The following is a 25,662-nucleotide window of genomic DNA, read 5'->3' as shown; positions in this document are numbered from 1 at the left end:
ATTTTGCCTGAGATAAATTATATAATCAAAAAAAAGAAAATGCAACCAACAATTTTCAGAAAACTGTTGATTTATATTATGAAAAAGGAGAACAATAAAATGAAGACAAATACAAAAAAGGAAAAAACTAAACAAAAAATTTATAACGCATTGATTAAACTAGCGGAGGAAAAAAATATTAAGGAAGTAAAAGTTTCAGAACTCTGTCGTGTAGCAGATATTAATCGTTCAACGTTTTATCTCCATTATCAAGATACCTATGATTTAATCGAAAAACTTAGTATAGAAATTATTACAGAATTTATTAATAATATTAGTGAAAAACGACAGATTCCGGAACGTATTGATTTTAAAAAAAATCCTACCTTATTAATTAATTATCAAGATTTATTGGAAGCAATTAAAGATGCACAAAAAGCAAAAGTTATCGTTACTATGATGTTGGGTAAAAATGGTGATCCAAATTTTTATTCACAATTAAAGGTGGCTTTATGGCGTTTGCTTGCTTATTTTTTTAATGATTATCTTCCAGACTTAAAAGAACAATTTCCACTTGTTCCCGACGACTATCTAAATATTATTTTTTTTGATGTTCCAACAGAAATTATCTTACATTGGTTGGAAAAAGGAATGGTTGAAAGTCCGGAAGAAATCGGTGCTATCCTTACTTCAGCAAATGTAACTAGTCCATTAACATCATTGGTGGATAAAGCAAAAGAATAATTATAATAAAATCAAAAAATATATCTATTATAGACTACTATAACCGAACCATTTACTGATCAAAATGTGGCATTTGCACTTCATTTATAATATAGAAAAACGTCGAATTTAATCAATTTAGCTAATTGATCAAATTCGACGTTTTTATTCAGTTTTTAACTTGATGGTTAATAGCATTGATAGCTGTACATTGACATAAATTATCTATCTTGACAGAATACAAAATTTCCTACTATTAAAAAAACATTTACCATATCCTATGTAATTCTATTTTTAGTTAACAATGTGTATCAATGATTTCTTCTTATATCCAATCTCACTATTCATAAATTGATGATTCAGCCCATGTTTACGATAAACCTATACAAAAATTAAGCTGAAATAGCTAAATTTGTATATCCTTTTAGCTATTTCATCTTAATTCTCTAACATTAATAATTTTTATTATGAATTATATTAACCGTTATAGGCATTAATAATAATTTGTTTTAATTCACTAATTAATGGTTCTTTTGGATTGGCAGTTGTACATTGATCTTCATAAGATAATTCTGCCATTCGATCAACAGTAGAATCAAGTACTGCTTTTGTGACACCTTGATCTTTTAAGTTCATTTTGATTCCAACTTTTTGACCAAGTTCATAAACCGTTGTTGCCAGGGCTTCAACCAACTCAGCAGTATCCTTTCCTTTTAATCCAATGAATTTAGCAATATCAGCATAATCTGTATCCGCTCTAAAGTAATCATATTTAGGAAACATTGCATGTTTTGATGGATCAGTTGCATTATAACGAATCACATGAGGCAATAATATACCTACAGTACGACCATGTGGAATATTATATTCTCCACCAATTTTATGTGCAATAGAATGAGTAATTCCCAAGAATGCATTTGCAAATGCCATACCAGCCATTGTTGAAGCATTATGCATTTTTTCACGTGCTTCCATATCTGCTGTATTTACGGATTTTTCTAAATTTTCGATAACTAATTTAATTGCCTGTAGACTGAGTCCACGTGTGTAATCAGAAGCCATGACTGAGACATAAGATTCAATGGCATGAGTTAGGACATCCATTCCAGTATCTGCAGTTACAGAAGCGGGTACAGATAAAACAAATTGTGGATCAACAATAGCTACATCAGGTGTTAATGCATAATCTGCTAATGGGTATTTTACATGTGTATCACTATCAGTAATTACAGCAAATGGCGTTACTTCTGCCCCTGTTCCGGAAGTTGTAGGAATACAAACGAGCTTTGATTTCACGGCTTTTTTAATTTTGTACGTTCGTTTACGAATATCTAAGAATTCTTGTTTTGCACCAAAGAATGAAGTGTCTGGGTGTTCATAGAACATCCACATACCTTTTGCAGCATCCATTGCTGAACCACCACCTAAGGCAATAATTGTGTCTGGTTCAAATTCTCTCATCATCTTAGTACCCGCATAAACAGTATTGGTTGATGGATTTGGTTCAACTTCAGAAAAAGTAACAAGTTTTATATCGTTAGCACGTTTTTGCAATTCTTTTACTACTATATCTGCATATCCAAATTGAACCATTCCAGGATCACAAACCAGCATTACTCGTTCAACATTTTCCATTGTTTGTAAATATTGTAAAGAGTTTTTTTCAAAGTAAACTCGTGGTAATTTAATCCATTGCATATTATTTCTCCGTTTCGCAATTGTTTTAACGTTAATTAGGTTAATAGAAGAAACATTTTTAGAAACAGAATTCTTTCCATATGAACCACAACCTAAAGTTAAAGATGGAATCATTTCATTATAAATATTTCCTATACCACCTTCTGCTGAAGGAGAATTAACCAGGATACGACAAGCTTTCATTCGTAAACCAAAGTTAACTTGCAATCCTTCATCTTCTGTATGAATAACTGCTGTATGTCCTAATCCACCTAATTCTAGCATTGCTTCACATAAATCAAGCGCTTGTTCTGTATTATTTGCCTTTATCATAGCAAGGATAGGAGATAGTTTTTCACGTGATAATGGATATTTCGCTCCAACACCTTCTAATTCAGCAACTAAAATTTTTGTTCCTTTTGGTACCTTGATGCCTGCTAAATTGGCAATTACCTCAGCAGAATTACCTACAATTACTGGATTTACAGCTGTTTTTTCTTCATTCATTACAGCATCTTCTAGTTTACTTAATTCATTTGGTTTAATAAAATAAACTTGGTGTGCTTCAAATTCTTCTTTAATAGCTGCGTAAATCTCTTTATCTACAATAATTGCTTGTTCTGAAGCACAAATCATTCCATTATCAAATGATTTTGAAATAATCAAATCGTTAACGGCACGCTTAATATTTGCTGTTTTTTCAATATAGGAAGGGACATTTCCAGGTCCAACTCCCAAAGCTGGTTTTCCAGTTGAATAAGCAGATTTTACCATACCAGCTCCCCCTGTAGCCAACACGGTAGCTATACCTGAGTGATTCATCAATGCAGAAGTAGCTTCAATAGATGGGTATTCAATCCATTGAACACAATTTTCTGGTGCTCCTGCCTGAATTGCTGAATCTCTAACAATCATGGCTGCTTTCTTTGAACATTGTTGTGCACTTGGATGAAAAGCAAAAATAATTGGATTTCGTGTTTTTAAGGCAATTAAAGATTTAAAAATAGTCGTTGATGTAGGATTCGTTGTTGGCGTAACACCACAAATGACACCTACTGGTTCTGCTATTTCGATTAAACCAGTTTGGTCATCTTCATTGATAATACCAACCGTTTTATTATTTTTGATACTATTCCATATATATTCAGAAGCATAAATATTTTTAATTGCTTTATCTTCAACAATACCTCGACCAGTTTCTTCTACTGCCAATTTTGCCAATTGCATATGTTGATCCAATGCAGCTATTGCCATTTGATGAACAATATGATCAACTTTTTCTTGATCGAAATTTGCCATTTCTTTCAAAGCCACATTTGCCTTGCCTGCCAATTCATTAATCATTGTTTGAATATCCATTTCTTGTCCTACCTCTTTTTTCGCTTGGGCCATAAAAATCCTCCTAAAGATTAACATTTTATTTTGTTAATTTTTTCACATATTCATCATATAACAATCAAATAAAGTTGTAAAGGATTTTTGTGATTTTTTTCACACGTTTTAGAATGTAATCGTTATCTATTAAAAAATTAATTAAATTTATGTAAATTAGATATTAGTTATTTAATTTTTATAGACTAAAAAATAGAAGATCTACAATTAAAGTAAATCCTCTATATCTTGTCGGTTTTGAAAAGAAAAATTGGTTGTTTGGGCAATAAGTTGTTCATAGTCAAAAAAATCATTTGGTTTAATTTGTGAAATATCTTCCTTACGAGCTTTTAATGAAGAAATAGGATGATGTTTCCAACGATAGGTAGCTAAATAATTCCATAATTCTTTTTCATCAACAGCTACATATCCTAATCGATGAAAAGATTGACATTTTTCTCTTAATTCTCTTTTCAAATAGAGTCTTTGTAACCAAGTCATTCTTTTTATAATCTCCCCCTCCATTTCTCTTTAACAAATTATTTAATAATTTTCTATGTTCCTAATAACATCTTCATATTTATTTTAAACCGTCTGAATACCAATAATCAACTAATTACTATATACCCATCAAATTAAATGGCTTATGTATTTTTTTATTCCTAATAAAAGGAAAGAACGTGAGACAAAATACATGCTCACGTCTAAGAATATCTTGAATTTAAAATATACGATTGAACAACCAATTATGATGAAAATTTACTTTAATAGCCAATAAATAAAAGAAAGAAATACATAGATGATTAAAACTGTCCTTTAAGCATTTGTAAATGGCATCTCTTATATCATTAATATTTTAATTATCCAATCATGAATAATCCCTATTTATCTTCTGGTGTTTCATGTGTTTCTGAACTGGTATTTTTGTCTTCATCTTTTGCTGGCGTTTCATGATTGTTTGCTACTGATGCTGTTGGTGTAACCGTTCGGATTGCTGAACGATCAAATTCTAGGATAATACCTTCACAATCAATCAGCACAGTACTATCATTTACTTCAGAAAGAACACCGTGTAGTCCACCAATAGTTACAACTTGATCACCAATTTTCATTGAACTTAGTAAATCTTGGCGTTTCTGTTGTTGTTTTTTTTGCGAACGTGTCATAAAGAACACCATTCCAGCTAAGATAACCAATGTAAAAATTAAAGTTACGCTACTTCCCAATTTTTTCACCTCACTTGATTCGTCTTTCCCAAATCTAACTGTAACAAAAAAATAATAAGAAGACTAGTTTTTTGTTTTATTTTTTAAAAGTTTTTTGCATTTTTTTGATTAAAACCATATTCTTCAAAAAATTGTTGTCGAAATTCTAATAGCTTATCTTCCTGGATCGCTTGACGTACATTTTTCATTAAATTTAATAAGAAATATAAATTATGATAGGAAGTTAACCGAATACCAAAGGTTTCATCGCATTTAATTAAATGACGAATGTAGGCACGTGAATAATTTTTACAAACATAACAATCACATTTTTCATCAATTGGACTAAAGTCTCTAGCAAATTGAGCATTCTTAACTACTAAACGACCTTTTGAAGTCATACAAGTACCATTTCTAGCAATACGTGTTGGTAAAACACAGTCAAACATGTCAACGCCACGAATAGCGCCATCAATTAATGAATCAGCTGCTCCTACTCCCATTAAATAACGAGGTTTATCTTCTGGAATAAAGGGTGTTGTATACTCAAGAATTCGATTCATTTCTTCCTTAGATTCACCTACAGATAAACCACCAATTGAATAACCAGGCAAATCCATTGCTACCAATTCTTGTGCACTTTGGCGTCTCAGCTCTTCAAAACCAGCACCTTGGATAATACCAAATAATCCCTGGGTATCTGGATGTTTATGAGCTTTAAGTCCACGTTCTGCCCATCTAGAAGTTCGTTCAATCGATTTTTTTACATAGGTATAACTTTCATAATAAGGAGGACACTCATCAAAACTCATCATAATATCTGAACCTAATTTGTTTTGAATGGCAATGGCTTTTTCTGGAGATAAAAACATAGGTGAACCATTTAAATGGTTTTTAAAATGGACACCGTCTTCAGTAATATTTCTCATATCACTGAGTGAAAAAACTTGAAATCCACCTGAATCTGTTAAAATAGGTTGATCCCAATGTATAAATTTATGTAAACCGCCAGCTTCTTCAATTAAATCTTCTCCTGGTCGTAACCATAAGTGATATGTATTACTTAGTATTACTCCAGCACCTATCTCTTTTAATTCTTCTGGAGAAATGGTTTTAACTGTAGCCAATGTTCCTACAGGCATAAACATTGGAGTTGGAAACGTTCCATGAGGTGTAATTAATTCTCCTAATCTGGCACCCGTATGCTTTTCTTTTTTTAATAAACGATACCGAATAGCTGGTACTGATTGAGGCATTCATTTCCCTACTTTCTTTTTTTCATCCATTCAACATCATACGTTTTTTCAAAGCATATTGCAAGGGGTTCTTTTATCGTTTTAGAGAGAAAATTTTTAAATTTATATAATATTATTTAAATACCGAATAATTATTTATTTATATAAAAAATGAAAATTCTCAAAAAGAACAATTTTTATTCTTAAACTACTTTTTATTATTTATGCTTTATGTTATCCTTTTATTTATTCAAAATAATAAATATTTATGCATTTTAATTTTAATTTTTGAATATTTATTAAAAATTAAAGGGGTATTTCGTTTATGAAATCTAAGATAAAGATATGTAATCTGCTATTATTTTTTTTATTACCTTTTTTAGCACTATGTTCAACCATTCCCTCATTTGCCGCTGAAAAGGATGTTATATATAATCGGATTCAGCAAAAAAAAGAGTTAGTTGTCGGATTGTCCGCTGATTATGCTCCCTTTGAGTTTCATGCAGATGTCAATAATAAAGACCAAGTTGTTGGTTCTGATATTTCTGTTGCAAAAAAAATTGCTAAAGATTTAGGCGTAAAATTAAAAATTGAAGAATTAGGATTTGATGCTTTACTTGGTGCGTTAAAAACAGAGAAAATTGATCTTGTTATCTCTGGCATGACAACTACTCCTGAAAGAAAGAAAGAAGTCAATTTTTCTACTGCCTATATGCAAATTCAACCAAGAATTATTATTAGAAAGTCAGATAAAAAGAAATTTCAAACCATTCATGATTTTAAAGGTACTTCTATTGGAGTACAAAAACAAACCACCCAAGAAGAATTAATAAAAACCAAACTACAGAAGGCAACTCCGGTTTCCTTACAAAAAATTCCATATATTATTATGAATTTGCAAAATAAGAAAATTGATGCAGCAGTTCTAGATGAGCAGGTAGCTGAAGCATATGTCACTCATCATCATGACTTTGTTTTAACAAATATCACTTTTAAGGGAGAAAAAAAACCAGCAGCCGTTGCTTTATCTAAAACTGCTCCCCTTTTAGAAAAACATATTAATATATCCATTCAAGAAATAAATGATAAAAAATTATTGAATAACTATAAAAAAGAAGCAACAAAATTGATGTTTAAAGATAATCAGAATTTTATACAAAAATATGGGAAATTCTACCTAACTGGTGCTGGTTATACCATTTTTCTAGCATTCATTGGTGTACTTTTTGGTGTGGTCATTGGTAGTCTACTAGCCTTAATGAAGTTATCAAAATCTAAGATTTTTAAGGCCATTGCAATTATATATATTGAATATGTCAGAGGAACGCCATTATTAGTACAAATTTTTATTGTTTATTTTGGATCAGGTGTTCTAGGAATCGAACTTTCCAAGCTGACTGCCGGTTGTATGGCACTCGCTTTAAATAGTGGTGCCTATGTCGCAGAAATTATTCGTGCAGGTATAAATGCAATTAATAAGGGACAAATGGAAGCAGCTCGTTCACTTGGTATGAACTATCACCAAGCAATGCGTTATATCGTATTTCCACAAGCAATTAAAAATATTTTACCTGCACTAGGTAATGAATTCGTCACGGTTATCAAGGAATCTTCTGTTGTTTCAATCATTGGTGTATCTGAATTAATTTTTCAAACTGGAAATGTTCAGGGTGCTAGTTTTAAACCATTTTTACCTTATTTAATTGTTTCACTTATTTATTTTGCTTTAACATTTACAATTTCTCGTTTGCTTGGTATTGCTGAAAGGAGCATGAAAACTAGTGATTAATATTAAAAATTTAACTAAAACATTTGGGAGAAATGAAGTACTCAAAGGAATTGATTTAAATATACAAGTCGGAGAGGTAGTTGTGATCATTGGCCCTTCTGGTAGTGGAAAAAGTACATTTCTACGTTGTTTAAACTTACTAGAAATACCTACTAGTGGAACAATTGAATTTGAAGGCAAAAAGTTAGCTATAGAAAAAGGTAACATTGATCATATTCGTCAAAAAATGGGAATGGTTTTTCAAAACTTTAATCTTTTTCCTCATAAAACAGTTTTAGAAAATTTAACGATTAGTCCTACTAAGGTAAAAAAAATAAATACTGATACAGCAAACAAAACAGCATTAGCGCTTTTGAATCAGGTTGGACTATCAGATAAAGCTGAAAATTACCCTGCACAACTTTCCGGCGGCCAACAACAACGTGTAGCCATTGCTCGTGCCTTAGCGATGAACCCAGATGTATTATTATTCGATGAACCAACTTCAGCTCTTGATCCTGAAATGGTTGGTGAAGTTCTTTCCGTTATGCAATCTTTAGCGCTTGAAGGCATGACAATGGTTGTTGTTACACATGAGATGGGATTTGCAAAAGAAGTTGCTGATCGAGTTATTTTTATGGATTCAGGTATTATTCAAGAAGAAGGTAGTCCACAAGCTATTTTTTCTCATCCACAAAATCCAAGAACCCAGAATTTTTTAAATAAAGTATTGTAGAATTGAATATGATTTATCTCTCATTTCATTTACTATGGTTAATTTTCTATTGAATACAAAACTAGGAAATCAATAATGTTTATTCTTTTTAATTAATGATAAAATAGCAAGGAAAAAGGAAAACAGCGTTTAGACATTAATATCAATTCAAACATATTATATTTGAATGAGAAAGGATGATAATATGACCTATTTCTCTTCCAAACAAGAAGAAACAACCTACTACAATCAACAAGCCAGTGAAACAGAATTTTTACAGTGGTATAAACAAAAATTACCAGACTATGATAAACCTTCTTTGACGGTTGACAATGTGTTGATTGGTTATAATAAAACTGAGGACCAATTAAAAATGCTATTAATCCAGCGAAAAAATCATCCCTTCAAAAATAGTTGGGCTTTACCTGGTGGTTTTGTCAACCGAAACGAATCAGCAATTACTAGTGTTATTAGAGAAACGAAAGAAGAAACCCATTTGCATGTTCCTGAAGAAAACATTGAACAACTATATACGTTTAGTCAACCAAATCGAGATCCCAGAGGATGGATTGTTTCTATTAGTCACCTAGCTTTCATTAGTGAGGAACCAACTATAGCTGGCGATGATGCAAAGGAAGCTGGTTGGTTTACGATGAATGTTAGTGACACTTCATTACACTTAACAAAAGAAGATACGCAAATTATTCTTGATCTGAAAACAGGAAACTCTAGCGGTACAAATACTTTAGCATTTGATCATAATAGGATTATTTTAAAAGCATTTCATCATATCATCAATCAAATGAATTATGAACCTAGAGTTTTACAGGTATTAGGTAAGGAATTTACGATAACTGAAGCTCGGAAAGTCTTTGCTCAATTTTTAGGAATTAATTATAAAAAAATTGATCATTCAAATTTTAAAAAAGGAATTTTAAATCACCTAGAAGAAATTGGGGAACGTTCTACAGGTATTGGACGCCCTTCTAAAATTTATCAATTAAAATTCACACCAAGAATAGATGATTTAAATTAATTTAATCATTTCTAATAAGGTAGTTTGTTAAAATAAGTAGAAAAACTGATAAGTTAGGTATATCCTTTTATCAGTTTTTCTTTTTAGTTTTTTCAGTAGCTATAAAAATTTGAAATAACAAGTTATTTATTCTAAAAATTAATAATCATTCATTAAATTATCTTATGCTCTCATGATGAGCTAATTATATTAATTGTACATTATTTATCAAAATACTTATTTTTATCAGTACCAGCCAGATAGAGTGAGTTTTCCAATCATTTTTCCACTTGCTACTAGTTGATAAGCTTTTTCTAAATTATTCGCATTGATTGGTTGCAATGTTTTTGTAGTCGTTGTTTTTAATTGTTTTTGGTCGTATAATTTTGAAATTTTTTCTAAAATTTCATGTTGTTTTTCTCTATCTTTTGTTTGATATTTAGAACGTGTAAACATGTATTCCCAGCTGAATGACACGCTTTTATCTTTTAATTTTTCTAAATCAATAGGTTGATTTGTTCCGACAATTGAACAAATTTTTCCTTCTGGTTTGATTAGTTGACTCATCTCTTCCCAATAAAAATTGGTGTTATAAAGACATAAAATATAGTCAACATTTCTAATTTTTTGTTGGTTTAATTGCTCAACTAATGAATGGTGATGATTAATAACTATATCTGCGCCCATCTCTTTGACCCATTTTGCTGTTTCTTTTCTTGATGCGGTTGTAATTACTTTTAATCCTAGGTATTTCGCTAGTTGAATTGCTATAGAACCTACACCACCAGCACCATTAATAATTAAAATGGATTGGTCTATTGTTTCTAATTGTTTAATCATTAATCGATCTGTTAAAGCTTCCCAAGCAGTTAATGAAGTTAGGGGAATAGCAGCACTTAATGCATAATCAACGATTGCAGGTTTTGTTCCAACAAAACGTTCATCTATCAACTGATATTGAGTATTGCTGCCTGAACGATTTGCCATTCCTGAATAAAATACCTGATCTCCTTCTTTAAAAAATTGACATTTTTTTCCTATTTGTTTAACTATTCCGGATGCATCGAATCCTAAAATTCTTGGTTCTCTTAATTGTTGACTTTGTTTAATATCTACTGGATTTACTGAAATTGCCTGTACTTCTACCAATAAATCTCGTTCGTTTTCTATTTTAGGAATGGGTATTTCTTTTTCTAAAAACTTTTTCTCGGCAGCCGGTAATGTAAAAATAGCTTTCATATGCTTTACTTTCTCCTCCATTTCTCTTATAGTTACAAGTTTAAGTTTGTCTAATGCTCTCCTCATCTTTCACTATAAATAAAAAAAGAAAACAAAGCAAAAATAAATTAATTTTGCTTTGTTTTCTACTAAGAATAAACTTTGTATAATCAATTTTATTTGACAGGTCTACCCTTGCCATCAACGAGATGTTTTGCAACAAAAGTTGCATATTTAATCCTTCCAATTTCATTCGGATGTACATGGTCATCATAAAACCATTCTTCATGTGCATTACTATAATTATACCAATCAATAATCGTTAAATTTTTGTATTTTTTCTTCATTTCTTCTAACATGCTATTTACATCATCCTGCCAACGTTTAGTTGGAACACGAACATTAATCCAGTAAACTTTTTTCTCACCAATAGCATGCATAAAATCATTAAATTGTGCTTCAGTAAACGAACCATTGGTTCCTAACCCAATAAGTATTGTATCTTTGAACATTTTTTCTTTTTTTAGTTTTTCCACAACTGGAACACTAGCATAAAGTTGACGACCTATATCACTATCAATGACCATTTTAGGAAATATCTTCTGTAAATCCGCCGAAGCATTCAAAATAACGGAATCACCAATAACACTAATTTCCATATTTTTTGCTCGTTCCTTTTCTTCTGGAATGAGGCCATAATCCAATTCTTTGGCTACCTGAGGTGATGAATCGCTCTTTCCCTGAATTATATGAGATTTACGATCTTCCACTTTTTTCTTATTCACTTCAATTTGTTCTTGTAATTCTTGTTGCTGTGCGTCAATTTGATTGGAAGGTGCAATGATTAACCCATATAGCGCAAGCAATCCAACAAATATTCCAATACCACTAATAATTTTCCAACGTTTAAACAAAGGTTTGCTTACTAAATCTTTTAAAACAAGTAAACGATATTTATAATGAAATTTTTTAAATGGTTTTTCAATATATCGATAAGACAATTCACTAATACCAAGAATTAATAACAATTCAATGAATGAATGCCAAAGTGAAAAATGCGTCAAATTTTTTATTTTCGCTTCATAAAAAACCATTACAGGAAACTGATAGAGATAAATGCCATAACTCCGTTTCCCAATCCAATCAAACACGGGATTAGTCAACCAGCGGTTGAGATCTGCCCCAGGATGTGCAGTGACAGCTACCAACAAAACTGCAAAAATTGTAAAAATAAACATACCGCCATAATAAACAAAATTATAATGGTCTGCTAAAAAAAGAAAAGACATAATTATTATAAATAGAGAAATAATTCCAACACCATTTAAAAAATGACGGGCAGATTGCGGAATTTCCTTTTTTAATCGATAACTTGGCCAAATGAAAGCAAATGCACTTCCAAGTAAAATAGAAAATAATCTAGTATCTGTTCCATAATAAACTCTTGTAGGATCTGTATTTGGTGTATAAAAAAGTGCCATCAATAAGACAGATAATAAGGTAAGAGAACTAATAATTTTAATGATCTTACCTGGGTATTTAATAAATTTTTCTAACAATACGAAGACAATAGGCCAAACCAAATAATATTGTGCTTCAACTGCCAATGACCAAATATGAGTAAAAGGAGAAGGAACAGCAAAATGATCAAAATAAGAAGTCCCTTGAAAAATTTGCCACCAATTATTCAGATATAACAGACTGCTAATAATTTCACCATGGATATTATTCAACAAATTTGATTGAAAAATTGTGATGTAAGCAGTAGATAAAACCAACATAGCAATTAATGCAGGATAAAGTCGCTTCATCCGTCGAATATAAAATGCTTTTAAGTCTACTTCTTTTGTTTGTATCCATTCTTGCCTTAATAAATTAGTAATTAAATAACCAGAAACCGCAAAAAAGACAGGCACACCTAGGTAACCGCCAACTAAAACAGTTGGAAATAGATGATATAAAATAACACCTAGTACAGCAATAGTACGAATGCCATCAAATCCTGTGATATACCGATCCTTTACCAACCTTTTCGTATTTTTCATTTATATTCCAACTTTACTAAATAATTCTCTTTTATTTAATTAATTATAAGCAAGATAAATATACGTTCTTTTTTGCTTAATAGCAAGAATTTTTCTTTAATTTTAGCTTTTTTTAAAAAAACTTAGTAGGAAGAAAAATAATGTAAACGAATAAGCGTCCCTTTAATAATAAATAGTAAAAAAATGAATTGTTTTTATCCACTCTTTCTATTCAACCTATTGGATATGTATTTGATTACTATTGGATATGTATTTGATTACTTGATTTGATATGTTTATTTAAATAAGATAAATAACCGGCTATATTATTAACAATTATATATATTTATTTAAAATTGCTTATCGTATGATTAATTTTACAAAGAATTTTTAATTATAACGTTTTCTTTTCGATGAAGCAGAAATTCCCAAAGCTTCTCTGTACTTTGTCACTGTTCGCCTTGAAATTTCAATTCCTTCATTTTTTAATTGCAATACTATTTTTTGATCAGAAAGTGGTCTTGTTTTATCTTCCTGTTCAATGAGAGAATGAAGTTTCTCTTTTATCTGCCTTGTTGAAATACACTCACCAGTATAGGTTGCATAAGTAATATTGGAAGAAAAAAATGAACGCAATTCAAAAATTCCAAATATTGTCTCAAGATATTTTTCATTTACCGCCCGTCTGATCGTTGATTCATGTAACGATAAAGCTATTGCAGCATCTTTCAATGCTAATGGATGTAATGGATGATCTGACAGTAAGAAAAATTCTGCTTGTTTTTCTACAATAAATTGTCCTATACGTAAAATTGTATTTCCACGTTGTTCAATTGATTTTTTCAACCAATCAAATTCTGCTTTTTTTTCTTTTAAATATCTTTTTACTTCTTCATCATTGGTTTCTTCCATTCGCTTAAAATAAGCTTGTTGAAAGTTCAATTGAAATGTTCGATTTTGATTTGATTGTATGGTTATTTTTCTATTATTAATGGAGACAGTTAAATCTGGTCGTATATATAATCCAGTGTTGGCTTCGAAAATACTTCCTGGGTAAGGAGTTAATGTTTGAATATAGTCAAAAATATTCTGAACTTCAACCAAAGAAATGGCAAACTTTTTTGCAATTTCTTGCCATTTCCTCTGAACAAGCATCATAAAATTTTCTTCTAAAATAATGTAAGCCAATTCAGGTGCCTTATCATCTCGTTCCACTTGGAGCATTAAACATTCTTGTAGACTTCTTGCTCCCACACCTGGAGGGTCCAATTGTTGAATAAGTGTTAATGCATCCAGCATTTGAATCGAAGAACTTTCTGTTTTCTCTATTGCTTCTTCTAAAGAAATAGTCAGATAGCCATTTAGATCGATATATTCCACTAAAAAAAGCATCAATGAACGAAGATAGGTGTCTCGATAGTTCAAATGAATTTGATCAATCAAATATTTAAACAGTGAAGCATGTTGTTCAGGAATCTGTTCTAAATAGTTCTGTTCTTCTTCAGGCGAATAAGAAAAATTTGTGAATGATCTATCGTTAAATTCAGTAATTTTTAGTTCGATTAATGGATTCTCTAATGCCTTTGTCTATATTAAAGAAGTTAATTCATCTAGATTTGACTGTAAAATCTGAATAGATTGTTGTAGTTGTTGTGTCATCACTAATTTTTGCGTTTGTTTCTGCTTTTGTTGTTGCTGTAATTGAAGATGCTGTTCTAATTTCATTTTTCATTCACACTTTCCCTTGTAATTTGGTTAAAAATCAGCTACACTAGTAGACGTCTGATTAATCAGGCGCTCTTAGTGTAGTGGATATCACATAAGATTCCGGTTCTTAAGACGGGGGTTCGATTCCCTCAGAGCGCGTTTATATTCGATAGATACACCCAACATTCTCCATCTTCCAACTAGCATGGAAGATGTTTTTTCTTTTTTAATTTATTACTTTTATGTTTACAATTTCAAAATAGTTTTTCATATATTCTAATTCTAACTTAATTAATCTAATTGAATATTTTAAATTTACATGATGTATCAATAATTTTAATAAAAAATATTGGATAATCCGTTTTCAATAATCAAATCTAATAATTATTAGAAATTTTAATTTATTTTATCTATTATAGTTAATTAAAGTAATTTTATTACTTGCTGATTATTTATCAAAAATTCAAATAACTTCATCTATTTAATGAAACATTTAATAAAATAACCAAAAATAACAATAAATGTAGTTAAATTAGTTATCTGACTGCTAGAGCAACACTTTACATTTGTTGAAATTTTTTTTATTAATTGATTCTTGTTTCATTCATTAATTTTTTATTTTAAATTTTCTCATGATTGGTTATTTTCCATTTTGGATAAAGATAGATAAAAATGAACAAGATAATCTTTATATCTTTTTTTATTGAACAAATAAGATATTGAAAATAAATAGGTAATCTATTGTTAAAAATTTGAAATATTCTCAGCTTTTCATTCATTAAAATGTTTAAGGTCTATGTTTATATTTTCTTGATCATTAAAATGACTTACAAAATTAAAATTATTTAATTTTAATCATTTAGTAATCACTAAAATATTTTTCTTCATCTATATGTATATATTTCTATTATACTCGTTTAACCAATTAGCTAGCAATCTATATTTTATTAAATTTTATTAATAGACATTATTTCCTTCTCTTTATATTATCATTGATTTAGCTAGTCAATAATCATTTTATTATTTATACAGTATTATAATTATTATCAATACTAAAATAGCTTTTCATTCAATTTTTTATTTAACAAACTGTGCTGATCAATCAATTTCTGCTTATTTGTTCTAATATCCATTTAAATATTGAAAGAAGTCTGCATCCTTTTGAATAATCTTGATAAAAACCGCAGTTTCATGCAATGGTCTTTAGACCAAAATAAAATTCTTCAATTTATTTCGTTATTTCAAATCTTTTTTCCTTCTAAAAATTTAAATAACTTTTTGGTGCTTCGTTTTCTTTAAACTGTCATTTAGTATATTGCTTTAATCCTGCTCTATTTATTTCCTATTTTAAAGAAAACGAAAATTTTATTAAATTACTTATTTTGCTAAATATTCATAATTTATTTTCATTATATTGGAAATGAATTAACCTTTCTTTTTCATAATACCTAAACATATTCCTCTATATACTAATTCGTTAATTGAATGATTTAGAATTAGAATGTTGTTCTTACCTATAAAGTTTTTATTTTTCTTCTAACCGTTGTCATCTCCTTCTTTTAATTTACTTAATTGTGAATATTAAATTTTAACCTATACTATAACTATTTTTACTCAATACAATTTTTCTCCTTGTATATAAATTGCTGTTTAATTACCTGCTTCTTAATTTTTAATCAAAATCAACGGATCTTATGTTTGCTTATTATTTGACTTAAATTGTGTTCCAACATATATACTGTACTTAGATTTAATTTTAAAGGAGGTGGAAAAATGATAAGAACAACTGCTGGTAAGGATGCTTTAGGGAATTTCGCACCAAAATTTGCAGAACTTAATGATGATGTTCTTTTTGGTGAAATTTGGTCAAGAGAAAAAGAATTATCATCTCATGATCGTTCATTGATTACAATTACAGCACTAATAGCAGGCGGAAGTTATGATCAATTATCATTTCATATGAAAAATGGAAAAGAAAATGGCATTACCCAAAAAGAAATTGCAGAAATAGTTACTCACCTTGCTTTTTATGTTGGTTGGCCAAAAGCTTGGTCTGCATTCAACATTGCTAAAGAAATATATAGTTTTGATATAAATAAAAATAATAATAAATAACACAATAAATCTCAAAGTTTTTTTACAGATAAAAATACCCACAAGTTAAATGCTTTATTAGATGACTTATTTAAATCATTTAACTATCGATTCCATTATGTCATCAATAAATAGTTAGCATAGGTCTAATTTGTATATGAATGATTATTTTCTCTCATTAAAATTATTTTTTTATTATCATAGATAATCAGAAATTACTGATTAAATCAATCTGAATCTAACTTTTTTCTAATAAATCATCCTTTTTAGAATGGTAGATAGGTTCTAGTGGGAATAACTATTCATTTGTATAAATTAAAAACCTTACTTATCTTACTAAGCAAGGTTTTTAATAGTGTTTAATTTGTAAATCGAAATTTTGGTTACAATGCCCAGTAAGTTTTTGTAAAAACTTGAAAGTAAAAATATCCCATATTTCTTATACAAATATAATCTTATAACAAGTATTTAATAAATAAATTAAAAAATTTTATAATAGCCGATTACTTAACTGTTTTAACTTCTGTTTTTTATCCTCAATTAGTATCAATAAATTTTCTGAGAAATCTTCTAGAATAGTTCGACCTCCCTTATAGGTACTTCCTCCAATATCAGCAGTTTCAGAAAAAGTCAATATAACTTTTCGATGCGTAATGCTTTTAAAGAATTCTTCAATAAGATAGGTAGGCAGATAAAAATTATTCTGAGCAGAAAAAGATTCTAGATAAATAAAATCATCGATACTGATATAACAATCATCCATTGACATAAAGTGGACGCTTTTATCTACATAAATTTCTCGTTTTAATAAAATCTCATTAATTTTTTTATTTAGTAAATTTAATGTTTCAATTTCTTTTACATAATGTTCTAATACTCTGTAACGTTGTTCTTTTTTTTCTTCATAAACATTTCTTAAAGCCATACTGATTAATACAATAACTGCACCAAGACACACTCCAACGAAACCGGCTACAAAAACGATAATCATCTAATCCTCACATCTTTTCTGATTAAATTAAAAATAGTATAACATATTTAGCTAGGAAGGAAAAATAACATTCAAAACTCAATAGGTTAATATTGACCTTTTTTGACCAAAAGAGTATACTTTTTACGGGCACCAAATCAGGATTTATGATAAAATAATTTAAAAGTTTCTTTATATAGGAGGATGTTTATTTATGAATTTAATACCTACAGTCATTGAGCAATCGTCACGAGGTGAAAGAGCTTATGATATTTATTCTCGTTTATTAAAAGATCGAATTGTTATGTTAAGTGGTCCAATTGATGATAATGTCTCAAATTCAGTTATTGCTCAGTTATTATTCTTAGATGCACAAGATTCTGAAAAAGATATTTATTTATACATCAATTCACCTGGCGGTAGTGTTTCTGCTGGATTGGCAATTTTTGATACTATGAACTTTGTTAAAGCTGATGTTCAAACAATTGTTTTAGGAATTGCTGCTTCTATGGGTAGTTTTTTACTAACAGCAGGTCAAAAAGGCAAACGTTTTGCATTACCAAATGCAGAAATCATGATTCACCAACCCCTTGGCGGCGCACAGGGTCAAGCAACTGAAATTGAAATTGCTGCTAAGCATATTTTAAATACACGTGAAAGACTAAATAAAATTTTATCTGAACGTACAGGACAACCTATTGAAGTCATTGAAAAAGATACAGATCGTGATAATTTTATGACTGCAGAAGAAGCAAAAGCCTATGGTTTAATTGATGATGTCATGGAAAATAGTCGTTCATTAAAGGAATAATGGTTAAAAATATAAAATGAATCTGTATATTTTGCTAGTTAAAATCAAAATATAAATTATTTTTCTAGATAATTCCTTGAAATCTATTTCTGTTATATCCTTTAGATCAAATTATAGTCATTGATTCAAATGAATTATCTACCGTGTTAGACAAAATAAAAAGAATAATTCAGCTATTTTATTTTTCATCGTTTAATCTTTATTCATCAATTAAAATTAGAAAGCAGGATGCCTATGGATACTTCAATAATTAAAACAGAAAAAGTCACAACTAGAGAAGGTCTTAAAATTGGTGATGAAAAAGCACCAATTAAAATTATTGAATTTATTAACGTTCGTTGTCCCTATTCCAAAAAATGGTTCACTGATTTTGATGGTCTATTGACTGAACAGGTAAAAGCTGGCAGATTGCAACGGATTATCAAGTTGTTAAACAAAGAAAAAGATAGCTTACAACGTGGGAATATCATGCATCGGTATATTGATTATTATAAGCCTGATGTTAGCTTAGAAATGATTCGTAACATGTTTGCCACACAGGAAGAATGGGGTGAATTATCCTTAAATGAGGTAGCAGGTTATGCAGAAAATATCTTAAATCTTTCATTACCTTTAGAGAATTATTCAGCGATCAAACAAGCGATTATTAATGAAGCAACAGTTGCCAATATTCAGTTCATTCCAACGATTTTGATTGATAACCATATTTTTGATGAGTCTATTTCTCAAGAACAGTTATTCAACTATTTACAAAAAAGTTAATACAAAGCAGAATGGTCAGAAATGATTTTTGACCATTCTGCTTTGTATTTTGTTAATGATTAAGTAATATGATTCAATCCATTTCCTAATTTCTATTAAAAATTTTTCACCAATCTATTAAACGATTAACCTACAAATAAAATTATCGCAAATAGCAAATAGAATGACTGATACCAGTTTTTTGATTCGTTTTTATCTAATTACCATTCTTTTTTAATTCTTCAGCAAACTCATTGATTTTTCTTAAGCGATGATTAATTCCTGATTTTGAAATCGAGGCAGTTGTCATCATTTCACCTAATTCTTTAAGACTTACCTCTGGATAATTCAAACGCAATTCAGCAATTTCTTGCAATTTGTCTGGTAATGCATTTAGCCCCACCGTCTGTTCAATGTAATGAATATTATTAATTTGCTTGGATGCTGCATTGATTGTTTTATTGAGGTTGGCTGTTTCACAATTAACCAAACGATTCACAGAGTTTCTCATATCACGGATAATACGTACATCTTCAAATTTTAACATCGAATTTGTAGCTCCAATCAACGTCAAAAAATCAGCGATCTTTTCAGCACCCTTCAAATAAGAGATATAGCCATTTCTACGTTCAAGAATACCAGCATTTAATCGATAATAATTAAGCATTTTATAGATATCTTCATTATGTTCTTCATATGTAGAATAAATTTCTAAATGATACCGACTTGTTTCTGGATTATTAATTGATCCGGAAGCCATGAAAGCCCCACGCAAATACGAACGAATTTTTTGTGGATTTTCAGTAATCTGCTTAGATACGTGACTTTGAAAAACCAATCCTTCCATAATGTCTAAATCTGCTAAAATCTTTTTAGTATCTTGTTTTAAACGAACAATATACACATTATTCTTTTTCAATTTCATTTTTTTACGAACAAGTAATTCTGAACGTACATGATAGTGATCTTTTAGTAGTGCATAAATCCGCCGAGCGATTGCAGCATTTTCGGTTTGCACATTTAAGATAAATTGTTGATTAACCAAACCTAGAGAACCATTCATTCGTATCAAAGCAGCTAATTCCGCTTTTGCATGTTCCCTATGCACTTCTAGTCCTGTCAATTCCTTTTTCACTTCAGAGGCAAATGACATAAAATTCCTCCTTTCTCTAGTGAGATTCATTCATTGTTTTATAATTATTTGGCTCCAAATACAATTTTAAATAATTCATCAACAACCCGATTTCCATCATGAAAAACACCACTATTTCTTAGCTTTAAAAAGTTCGTTGAAATAACACGACATCCTTCATTACGCAAACCGCTAAAATCATGCTCCACTTGAACTAAATACTCATCATAAATAGTTGGATCCATATACCCATCTGGAATTTTTTCCGTATTAACTAGAACAGTATCAATAAATTTTGTATCTAAATGTTTGTTTAAAACCCGCACATGATCAGCATCTGTAAAATGTTCCGTTTCTCCTTTTTGTGTCATAATATTGCAAATATAAACAACTTCGGCTGTTGTTTGTTTGATTGCCTCTGCAATTTCATTAATAACCAAATTAGGTAGAATACTGGTAAACAAACTTCCAGGTCCTAAAACAATCATATCCGCTTCATGAATCGCTTTAACTACCTTTCTTGCCGCCTTTGGTTGCTGCTTTTCATCATTCATATTTGTTACATAAACATGATCAATCACTTTTCGATCCGTTGCAATATTTGACTCACCTATAGCTCTAGTTCCATCTTCAAAAACAGCATGTAAGATAAGTGGTTCTTCCGAAGATGGATAAATATGTCCATCAACATGCATTAATTTTGACAATAATTGAATCGCTTCATAGGTACTTTCACGCATTTCTGTTAATGCAGCAATAATTAAATTTCCTATTGCATGATTAGCAAAATATTGATCAGATGCTTTGAATCGATATTGAAAAATATCTTCATATAATTGTGGCATATCAGAAAGAGCTACCAAGACATTCCTTAAATCTCCAGGGGGCGTCATCTGCATTGATGTTCGAATCTCTCCACTACTACCTCCATCATCAGCAACCGTTATAATTGCAGTGATATCAACATTCTGGTTTCTCAAACTTTTCAGAATAACGGGTAATCCTGTTCCACCACCAATAATTGCAATTTTAGGTTTTCTGGGCTGAGAATTTTTTATCATGAGCGATTCACCGTTTCTTTTCTTTTTTCGTTATCACGATGGGTAATATTTACATGATAATCCGTCTCTAATGCATGACCAATCCTCTCAGTTAGAGCTACCGATCGATGTTGGCCGCCCGTGCATCCTATAGCAATAGTTACATTGTTTTTTCCTTCTTTTTTATATCCAGGTAATATAGTATATAATAGATCAATAAATTTATGATAAAATTCTTCTGTTTCGTCAAACTTCATGACATAATCATAGACAGGTTTATCTTGTCCTGTTAACGGTCTTAATTCTTTAACATAATGTGGATTTGGCAAAAACCGAACATCCATGACAATATCTGCATCAATTGGTAATCCATATTTAAAACCAAAAGAAACCATTTCGATTCTAAATTCATAGGTATCACGTGACTTGAATTCTGTATTAATTTCTTGTCTTAATTGTCTGGGTGTTAAATTTGTTGTATCAATAATCAATTGTGCATCTCTGCCTATGTCCTTTAAAATAGCTCTTTCTTTTCGAATTCCTTCAGTAATGAGCCCATCCATAGCTAAAGGGTGAACACGTCGTGTTTCTTTATAACGAGAAACTAATTCTTCATCGGTCGCATCCAAAAACATGACAGTAGTATCAATCATATTTGTATTTTCAATTTCAATCATCATGTTTTGAATCTCACGGAAAAAATTTCGTGAACGTAAGTCAACCACTAAAGCAATTTTAGTGATTTTACCCGATTCTCTAATTAACTCCCAAAATTTTGGAATTAAACTAGGAGGCATATTATCAACACAAAAATAACCCATATCTTCAAAACTTTGAATAGCAACCGTTTTTCCTGCGCCACTCATTCCCGTTATAATAACTAATTGTAAATTTTCAACCATTACTTTTCCTCCAATCGAGTCCCTAATTCTTTTAATTATAACATCCCTGGTGTATCAAAGAAAGCAATTTAGTGAAAACTTACCGACCGATTAAAGACAATATAAGAATATATAAAAATAAAAGCAAAAAACAAAATTTTCAATCCATATAGTTACCGAATAGTAATAAATTTTATTTACATAAATTAAACACATAAAAAATATTAGTTCTATTTATTCTGTACTATTTCAAATTTAGTAAAAAAGAGTAAATCAATGAAGGAAAGTAGGATGTTTATGACGTAATCATCTAAGTTATTCCTTTAAAGTAATATAATCTAAATTTTTGAAAGCTCAAATAAAAAATATCTACCAATTTTATAATCTGGTTATGCTTAATATCTAGTGAGAAAAAATGATTTTTCTTTAATTTGTAAATACGTAAAAAGCATGGGAAAGAAGTCTCCCATGCTTTTCTACCCTACAAAGCTATCTTGCAAATAAAAAGTTAACTTGTTTATTTTATATAACTTAATCTAAATATTTTTTTAAATAACGACCCGTATAACTTTCTCCTACATTAGCAACTTCTTCTGGTGTTCCTTTAGCAACAATGGTACCACCTTCTTCGCCGCCTTCTGGCCCTAGGTCGATAACATAATCGGCAGATTTGATCACATCTAAGTTGTGCTCAATAACTAATACTGTATTTCCCTTATCTACTAGTCTCTCTAGCACTTTTAACAATCGAGCAATATCATCGGTATGTAATCCTGTTGTTGGTTCATCCAGAATATAAAAATTCTTGCCATTAGAAATTTTATATAATTCACTTGCTAATTTCATTCGTTGTGCTTCTCCACCGGATAAGGTAGTAGCAGATTGACCAAGCGTAATATAACCTAAACCAACATCAACAATTGTTTGCAGTTTACGATAAATTTTAGGAATTGATTTAAAAAATTCAACTGCATCGTTGACTGTCATATTTAATACATCCGAAATATTCATTCCTTTATAGCGCACTTCAAGTGTTTCTGAGTTATAGCGTTTTCCATGACAAATTTCACAAGGAACATAGACATCTGGCAAGAAATGCATTTCAATTTTAATAATTCCGTCTCCACGGCAAGCTTCGCATCGTCCACCTTTAATATTAAAACTAAATCTACCTTTTTTATATCCTCGTACTTTTGCTTCATTTGTTTGTGCAAACAAATCCCTAATGTCATCAAAAACACTTGTATAGGTTGCTGGATTACTTCTTGGCGTTCTACCAATCGGTCGTTGATCAATATCAATTATTTTTTCAATTGATTGATAGCCAGAAATACTTTTATGTTTTCCAGGTTTATTGGAATTTCTATTTAATTTCTGAGCTAATGCTTTCTTAACAATTTGATTGACTAATGTGCTTTTGCCTGAACCAGACACACCAGTTACAGCAATTAATTCCCCTAAAGGAAAAGTTACCGTAATATTTTTCAAATTATTCTCAGCAGCCCCAGTTAATTTAATCTGTTTACCATTGCCTTTGCGTCGCTCTTTCGGAACGGGAATGGCTTTTTTACCAGATAAATATTGTCCAGTCAAAGAAGCCGGATTCTTAGCAACTTCTTCCGGTGTGCCTACAGCAATAATTTCGCCACCTTGTTTTCCAGCTCCTGGTCCTACATCAATAAGATAATCAGAAGCCCGCATGGTGTCTTCATCATGTTCAACAATAATTAAAGTATTTCCAAGATCACGCATTTTTTTCAATGAAGCAATTAACCGATCATTATCTCTTTGATGTAAGCCAATTGACGGTTCATCTAAAATATACAGTACTCCAGATAAATTTGAACCAATTTGGGTAGCTAAACGAATGCGCTGCGCTTCTCCACCAGATAACGTTCCTGCTGCACGACTAAGTGTTAAATAATCTAAGCCAACATTTTTTAAAAAGATTAGACGATCCTGAATTTCCTTTAAAATTGGACGTGCAATTATTTCCTCTTGTTCAGACAAAATTAAATCTTCAAAAAATTTCAACTCTTCTTTTATTGGTAACTCATTTACTTGACCAATATTTTTATCATTGATTTGAACACATAAAGCTTGTGGATTTAAGCGATAACCACAACAACTTTGACAGGGAAGCTCTGTCATATACAAACGCATTTGATCTCTTGTAAAATCACTATTTGTTTCATGATAACGTCGATCAATATTTTTCAAAATACCTTCAAATGGCACATCCGTGTCTCTAACTCCACCAAAATCATTTTCATAATGAAAATGGAAAAGTTTACCATTTGAACCATACAATAGTAACTCTTGCTGCTCTTTAGGTAATTTTTCAAAGGGTGTATCCATGTCAATAGAGAAGCAGGCAGCAGCTTGTTCTAACATTTCTGGATAATATTGTGAACTAATTGGATTCCAGGGAACAAGGACTCCTTCACGTAATGTCTTTTCTGGATAGGGAATCACTGCTTCCTTATCCACTTCTAATTTTACTCCTAAACCATCACAATCAGGACAAGCACCAAAAGGAGCATTAAATGAAAACAAACGAGGTTCCAACTCGCCAATTGTAAATCCACAGTAAGGACAAGCATAATGTTCACTAAATAACATTTCTGTCCCGTCAATAATATCAACTAAAGCATATCCATTGGCCAATCGTAATGCTGCTTCAAACGAATCAAATAACCGAGAACGAATCCCATCTTTTACAACAATTCTATCGATCACAATTTCAATATCATGTTTTTTATTCTTTTCTAACTCAGGTACTTCACTTATGTCATAAATAGTACCATCAATACGTAGACGGACGTAGCCTTCACGCTGAATCATTTCAAAAACTTTTTTATGTTGTCCTTTCTTCTTAACAATTATTGGTGCTAAAATCTGTATTTTGGTTCTTTCTGGTAGATCAATTACCTTATCAACCATTTGTTCAACAGATTGACTTGTAATCTCGATATGATCATTTGGACAAATTGGATGTCCGACACGCGCATATAAAAGTCGCAAATAGTCATTAATTTCTGTAACCGTTCCAACTGTTGATCTAGGATTTTTACTGGTTGTTTTTTGATCAATTGAAATAGACGGACTCAAGCCATCAATACTATCAACGTCTGGTTTATCCATTTGACCTAAGAATTGCCGTGCATAAGCAGAAAGACTTTCAACATAACGGCGTTGTCCTTCTGCATAAATCGTATCAAAAGCAAGTGAACTTTTTCCAGAACCAGATAATCCAGTGATGATAACCATTTGATCTCTTGGAATCATGACATCAATATTTTTTAAGTTGTGAACACGTGCACCATGAATATTTATCTTATCATTTGCCATTTTTT

Annotated in this window: 19 protein-coding genes, 1 tRNA gene and 1 pseudogene; 8 read left to right on the top strand and 13 right to left on the bottom strand. The window is 30.5% G+C overall.

What is annotated here, in order from left to right; translation table 11 throughout:
* The first annotated feature begins 99 nt into the window (after nt 1-99).
* Nucleotides 100-723, top strand: coding sequence for a TetR-like C-terminal domain-containing protein (locus MPTP_RS03060; protein ID WP_013773599.1), 624 nt, complete (start codon nt 100-102; stop codon nt 721-723).
* A gap of 456 nt (nt 724-1,179) precedes the next feature.
* On the opposite strand, the gene adhE is transcribed toward MPTP_RS03060, so the two are convergent.
* From adhE to tgt, 4 genes are all read right to left on the bottom strand, one after another.
* Nucleotides 1,180-3,771 carry a bifunctional acetaldehyde-CoA/alcohol dehydrogenase gene (gene adhE / locus MPTP_RS03055; RefSeq protein ID WP_013773598.1) on the bottom strand — a complete coding sequence of 864 codons (2,592 nt, stop codon included), beginning with the start codon at nt 3,769-3,771 and terminating at the stop codon, nt 1,180-1,182.
* A gap of 207 nt (nt 3,772-3,978) precedes the next feature.
* On the bottom strand, nt 3,979-4,251 hold the full coding sequence (locus MPTP_RS03050) for a post-transcriptional regulator (RefSeq protein WP_013773597.1): 273 nt from the start codon (nt 4,249-4,251) through the stop codon (nt 3,979-3,981).
* Nucleotides 4,252-4,631: 380 nt separating this feature from the next.
* Nucleotides 4,632-4,976 carry a preprotein translocase subunit YajC gene (gene yajC / locus MPTP_RS03045; RefSeq protein WP_013773596.1) on the bottom strand — a complete coding sequence of 115 codons (345 nt, stop codon included), beginning with the start codon at nt 4,974-4,976 and terminating at the stop codon, nt 4,632-4,634.
* A gap of 83 nt (nt 4,977-5,059) precedes the next feature.
* Nucleotides 5,060-6,211, bottom strand: coding sequence for a tRNA guanosine(34) transglycosylase Tgt (gene tgt / locus MPTP_RS03040; protein ID WP_013773595.1), 1,152 nt, complete (start codon nt 6,209-6,211; stop codon nt 5,060-5,062).
* A gap of 304 nt (nt 6,212-6,515) precedes the next feature.
* Here tgt and MPTP_RS03035 point away from each other — a divergent pair, with 304 nt between their 5' ends.
* The 3 genes from MPTP_RS03035 (at nt 6,516) to MPTP_RS03025 (ending at nt 9,709) form a co-directional block, all read left to right on the top strand.
* A complete protein-coding gene (locus MPTP_RS03035; protein WP_013773594.1) occupies nt 6,516-7,979 on the top strand; it encodes an ABC transporter substrate-binding protein/permease in 1,464 nt (487 codons plus the stop codon).
* Nucleotides 7,972-8,694 carry an amino acid ABC transporter ATP-binding protein gene (locus MPTP_RS03030; RefSeq protein ID WP_013773593.1) on the top strand — a complete coding sequence of 241 codons (723 nt, stop codon included), beginning with the start codon at nt 7,972-7,974 and terminating at the stop codon, nt 8,692-8,694. Before MPTP_RS03035 ends, MPTP_RS03030 begins: the two co-directional genes overlap by 8 nt.
* A gap of 184 nt (nt 8,695-8,878) precedes the next feature.
* Nucleotides 8,879-9,709 carry an NUDIX domain-containing protein gene (locus tag MPTP_RS03025; RefSeq protein WP_013773592.1) on the top strand — a complete coding sequence of 277 codons (831 nt, stop codon included), beginning with the start codon at nt 8,879-8,881 and terminating at the stop codon, nt 9,707-9,709.
* A 225-nt stretch (nt 9,710-9,934) separates the two neighbouring features.
* Here the strand turns inward: MPTP_RS03025 and MPTP_RS03020 are convergent, their stop codons facing one another.
* The 4 genes and pseudogenes from MPTP_RS03020 to MPTP_RS10200 all read right to left on the bottom strand — a co-directional run bounded on the left by MPTP_RS03020 (nt 9,935) and on the right by MPTP_RS10200 (nt 14,662).
* The gene (locus MPTP_RS03020; RefSeq protein ID WP_231849659.1) at nt 9,935-10,927 is read right to left on the bottom strand and encodes a zinc-binding alcohol dehydrogenase family protein; all 993 of its coding nucleotides are present in this window, start codon (nt 10,925-10,927) and stop codon (nt 9,935-9,937) included.
* A 155-nt stretch (nt 10,928-11,082) separates the two neighbouring features.
* Entirely contained in the window at nt 11,083-12,951 is a 1,869-nt protein-coding gene (locus MPTP_RS03015) for an acyltransferase family protein (RefSeq protein ID WP_013773590.1), read from the bottom strand.
* Between the two features lie 369 nt (nt 12,952-13,320).
* Nucleotides 13,321-14,589 (bottom strand): annotated as a pseudogene (gene rpoN / locus MPTP_RS03010) (RNA polymerase factor sigma-54).
* On the bottom strand, nt 14,537-14,662 hold the full coding sequence (locus MPTP_RS10200) for a hypothetical protein (protein ID WP_260325770.1): 126 nt from the start codon (nt 14,660-14,662) through the stop codon (nt 14,537-14,539). Before MPTP_RS10200 ends, rpoN begins: the two are co-directional and overlap by 53 nt.
* A gap of 62 nt (nt 14,663-14,724) precedes the next feature.
* Between MPTP_RS10200 and MPTP_RS03005 the strand changes: the two genes are divergently transcribed.
* Together MPTP_RS03005 and MPTP_RS03000 are read left to right on the top strand one after the other, a co-directional pair.
* Nucleotides 14,725-14,796: transfer RNA gene (locus tag MPTP_RS03005), tRNA-Arg, on the top strand.
* Nucleotides 14,797-16,410: 1,614 nt separating this feature from the next.
* Complete coding sequence (locus MPTP_RS03000) at nt 16,411-16,752, top strand: carboxymuconolactone decarboxylase family protein (RefSeq protein WP_013773587.1); 342 nt, start codon at nt 16,411-16,413, stop codon at nt 16,750-16,752.
* Between the two features lie 469 nt (nt 16,753-17,221).
* Here the strand turns inward: MPTP_RS03000 and MPTP_RS02995 are convergent, their stop codons facing one another.
* Entirely contained in the window at nt 17,222-17,719 is a 498-nt protein-coding gene (locus tag MPTP_RS02995) for a hypothetical protein (protein WP_041363524.1), read from the bottom strand.
* A gap of 196 nt (nt 17,720-17,915) precedes the next feature.
* Between MPTP_RS02995 and clpP the strand changes: the two genes are divergently transcribed.
* Nucleotides 17,916-18,512: an ATP-dependent Clp endopeptidase proteolytic subunit ClpP gene (gene clpP, locus MPTP_RS02990; RefSeq protein ID WP_013773585.1), complete on the top strand. Its 597-nt coding sequence runs from the start codon at nt 17,916-17,918 to the stop codon at nt 18,510-18,512.
* A gap of 234 nt (nt 18,513-18,746) precedes the next feature.
* Nucleotides 18,747-19,274: a thioredoxin domain-containing protein gene (locus tag MPTP_RS02985; RefSeq protein WP_013773584.1), complete on the top strand. Its 528-nt coding sequence runs from the start codon at nt 18,747-18,749 to the stop codon at nt 19,272-19,274.
* 196 nt (nt 19,275-19,470) lie between these two features.
* Here MPTP_RS02985 and whiA read toward each other — a convergent pair whose 3' ends face one another.
* The 4 genes from whiA to uvrA form a co-directional block, all read right to left on the bottom strand.
* The gene (gene whiA / locus MPTP_RS02980; protein WP_013773583.1) at nt 19,471-20,406 is read right to left on the bottom strand and encodes a DNA-binding protein WhiA; all 936 of its coding nucleotides are present in this window, start codon (nt 20,404-20,406) and stop codon (nt 19,471-19,473) included.
* A 44-nt stretch (nt 20,407-20,450) separates the two neighbouring features.
* Nucleotides 20,451-21,446: a gluconeogenesis factor YvcK family protein gene (locus MPTP_RS02975; RefSeq protein ID WP_013773582.1), complete on the bottom strand. Its 996-nt coding sequence runs from the start codon at nt 21,444-21,446 to the stop codon at nt 20,451-20,453.
* Nucleotides 21,443-22,327, bottom strand: coding sequence for an RNase adapter RapZ (gene rapZ / locus MPTP_RS02970; RefSeq protein ID WP_013773581.1), 885 nt, complete (start codon nt 22,325-22,327; stop codon nt 21,443-21,445). The genes MPTP_RS02975 and rapZ overlap by 4 nt, the downstream gene beginning before the upstream one ends.
* Before the next feature lie 510 nt (nt 22,328-22,837).
* On the bottom strand, nt 22,838-25,657 hold the full coding sequence (uvrA, locus tag MPTP_RS02965) for an excinuclease ABC subunit UvrA (RefSeq protein WP_013773580.1): 2,820 nt from the start codon (nt 25,655-25,657) through the stop codon (nt 22,838-22,840).
* Between the last annotated feature and the right edge of the window lie 5 nt (nt 25,658-25,662).

It is taken from the genome of Melissococcus plutonius ATCC 35311 (assembly GCF_000270185.1).
GTDB lineage: Bacteria > Bacillota > Bacilli > Lactobacillales > Enterococcaceae > Melissococcus > Melissococcus plutonius.
This window is presented reverse-complemented; position numbering and strand designations above follow the sequence as displayed.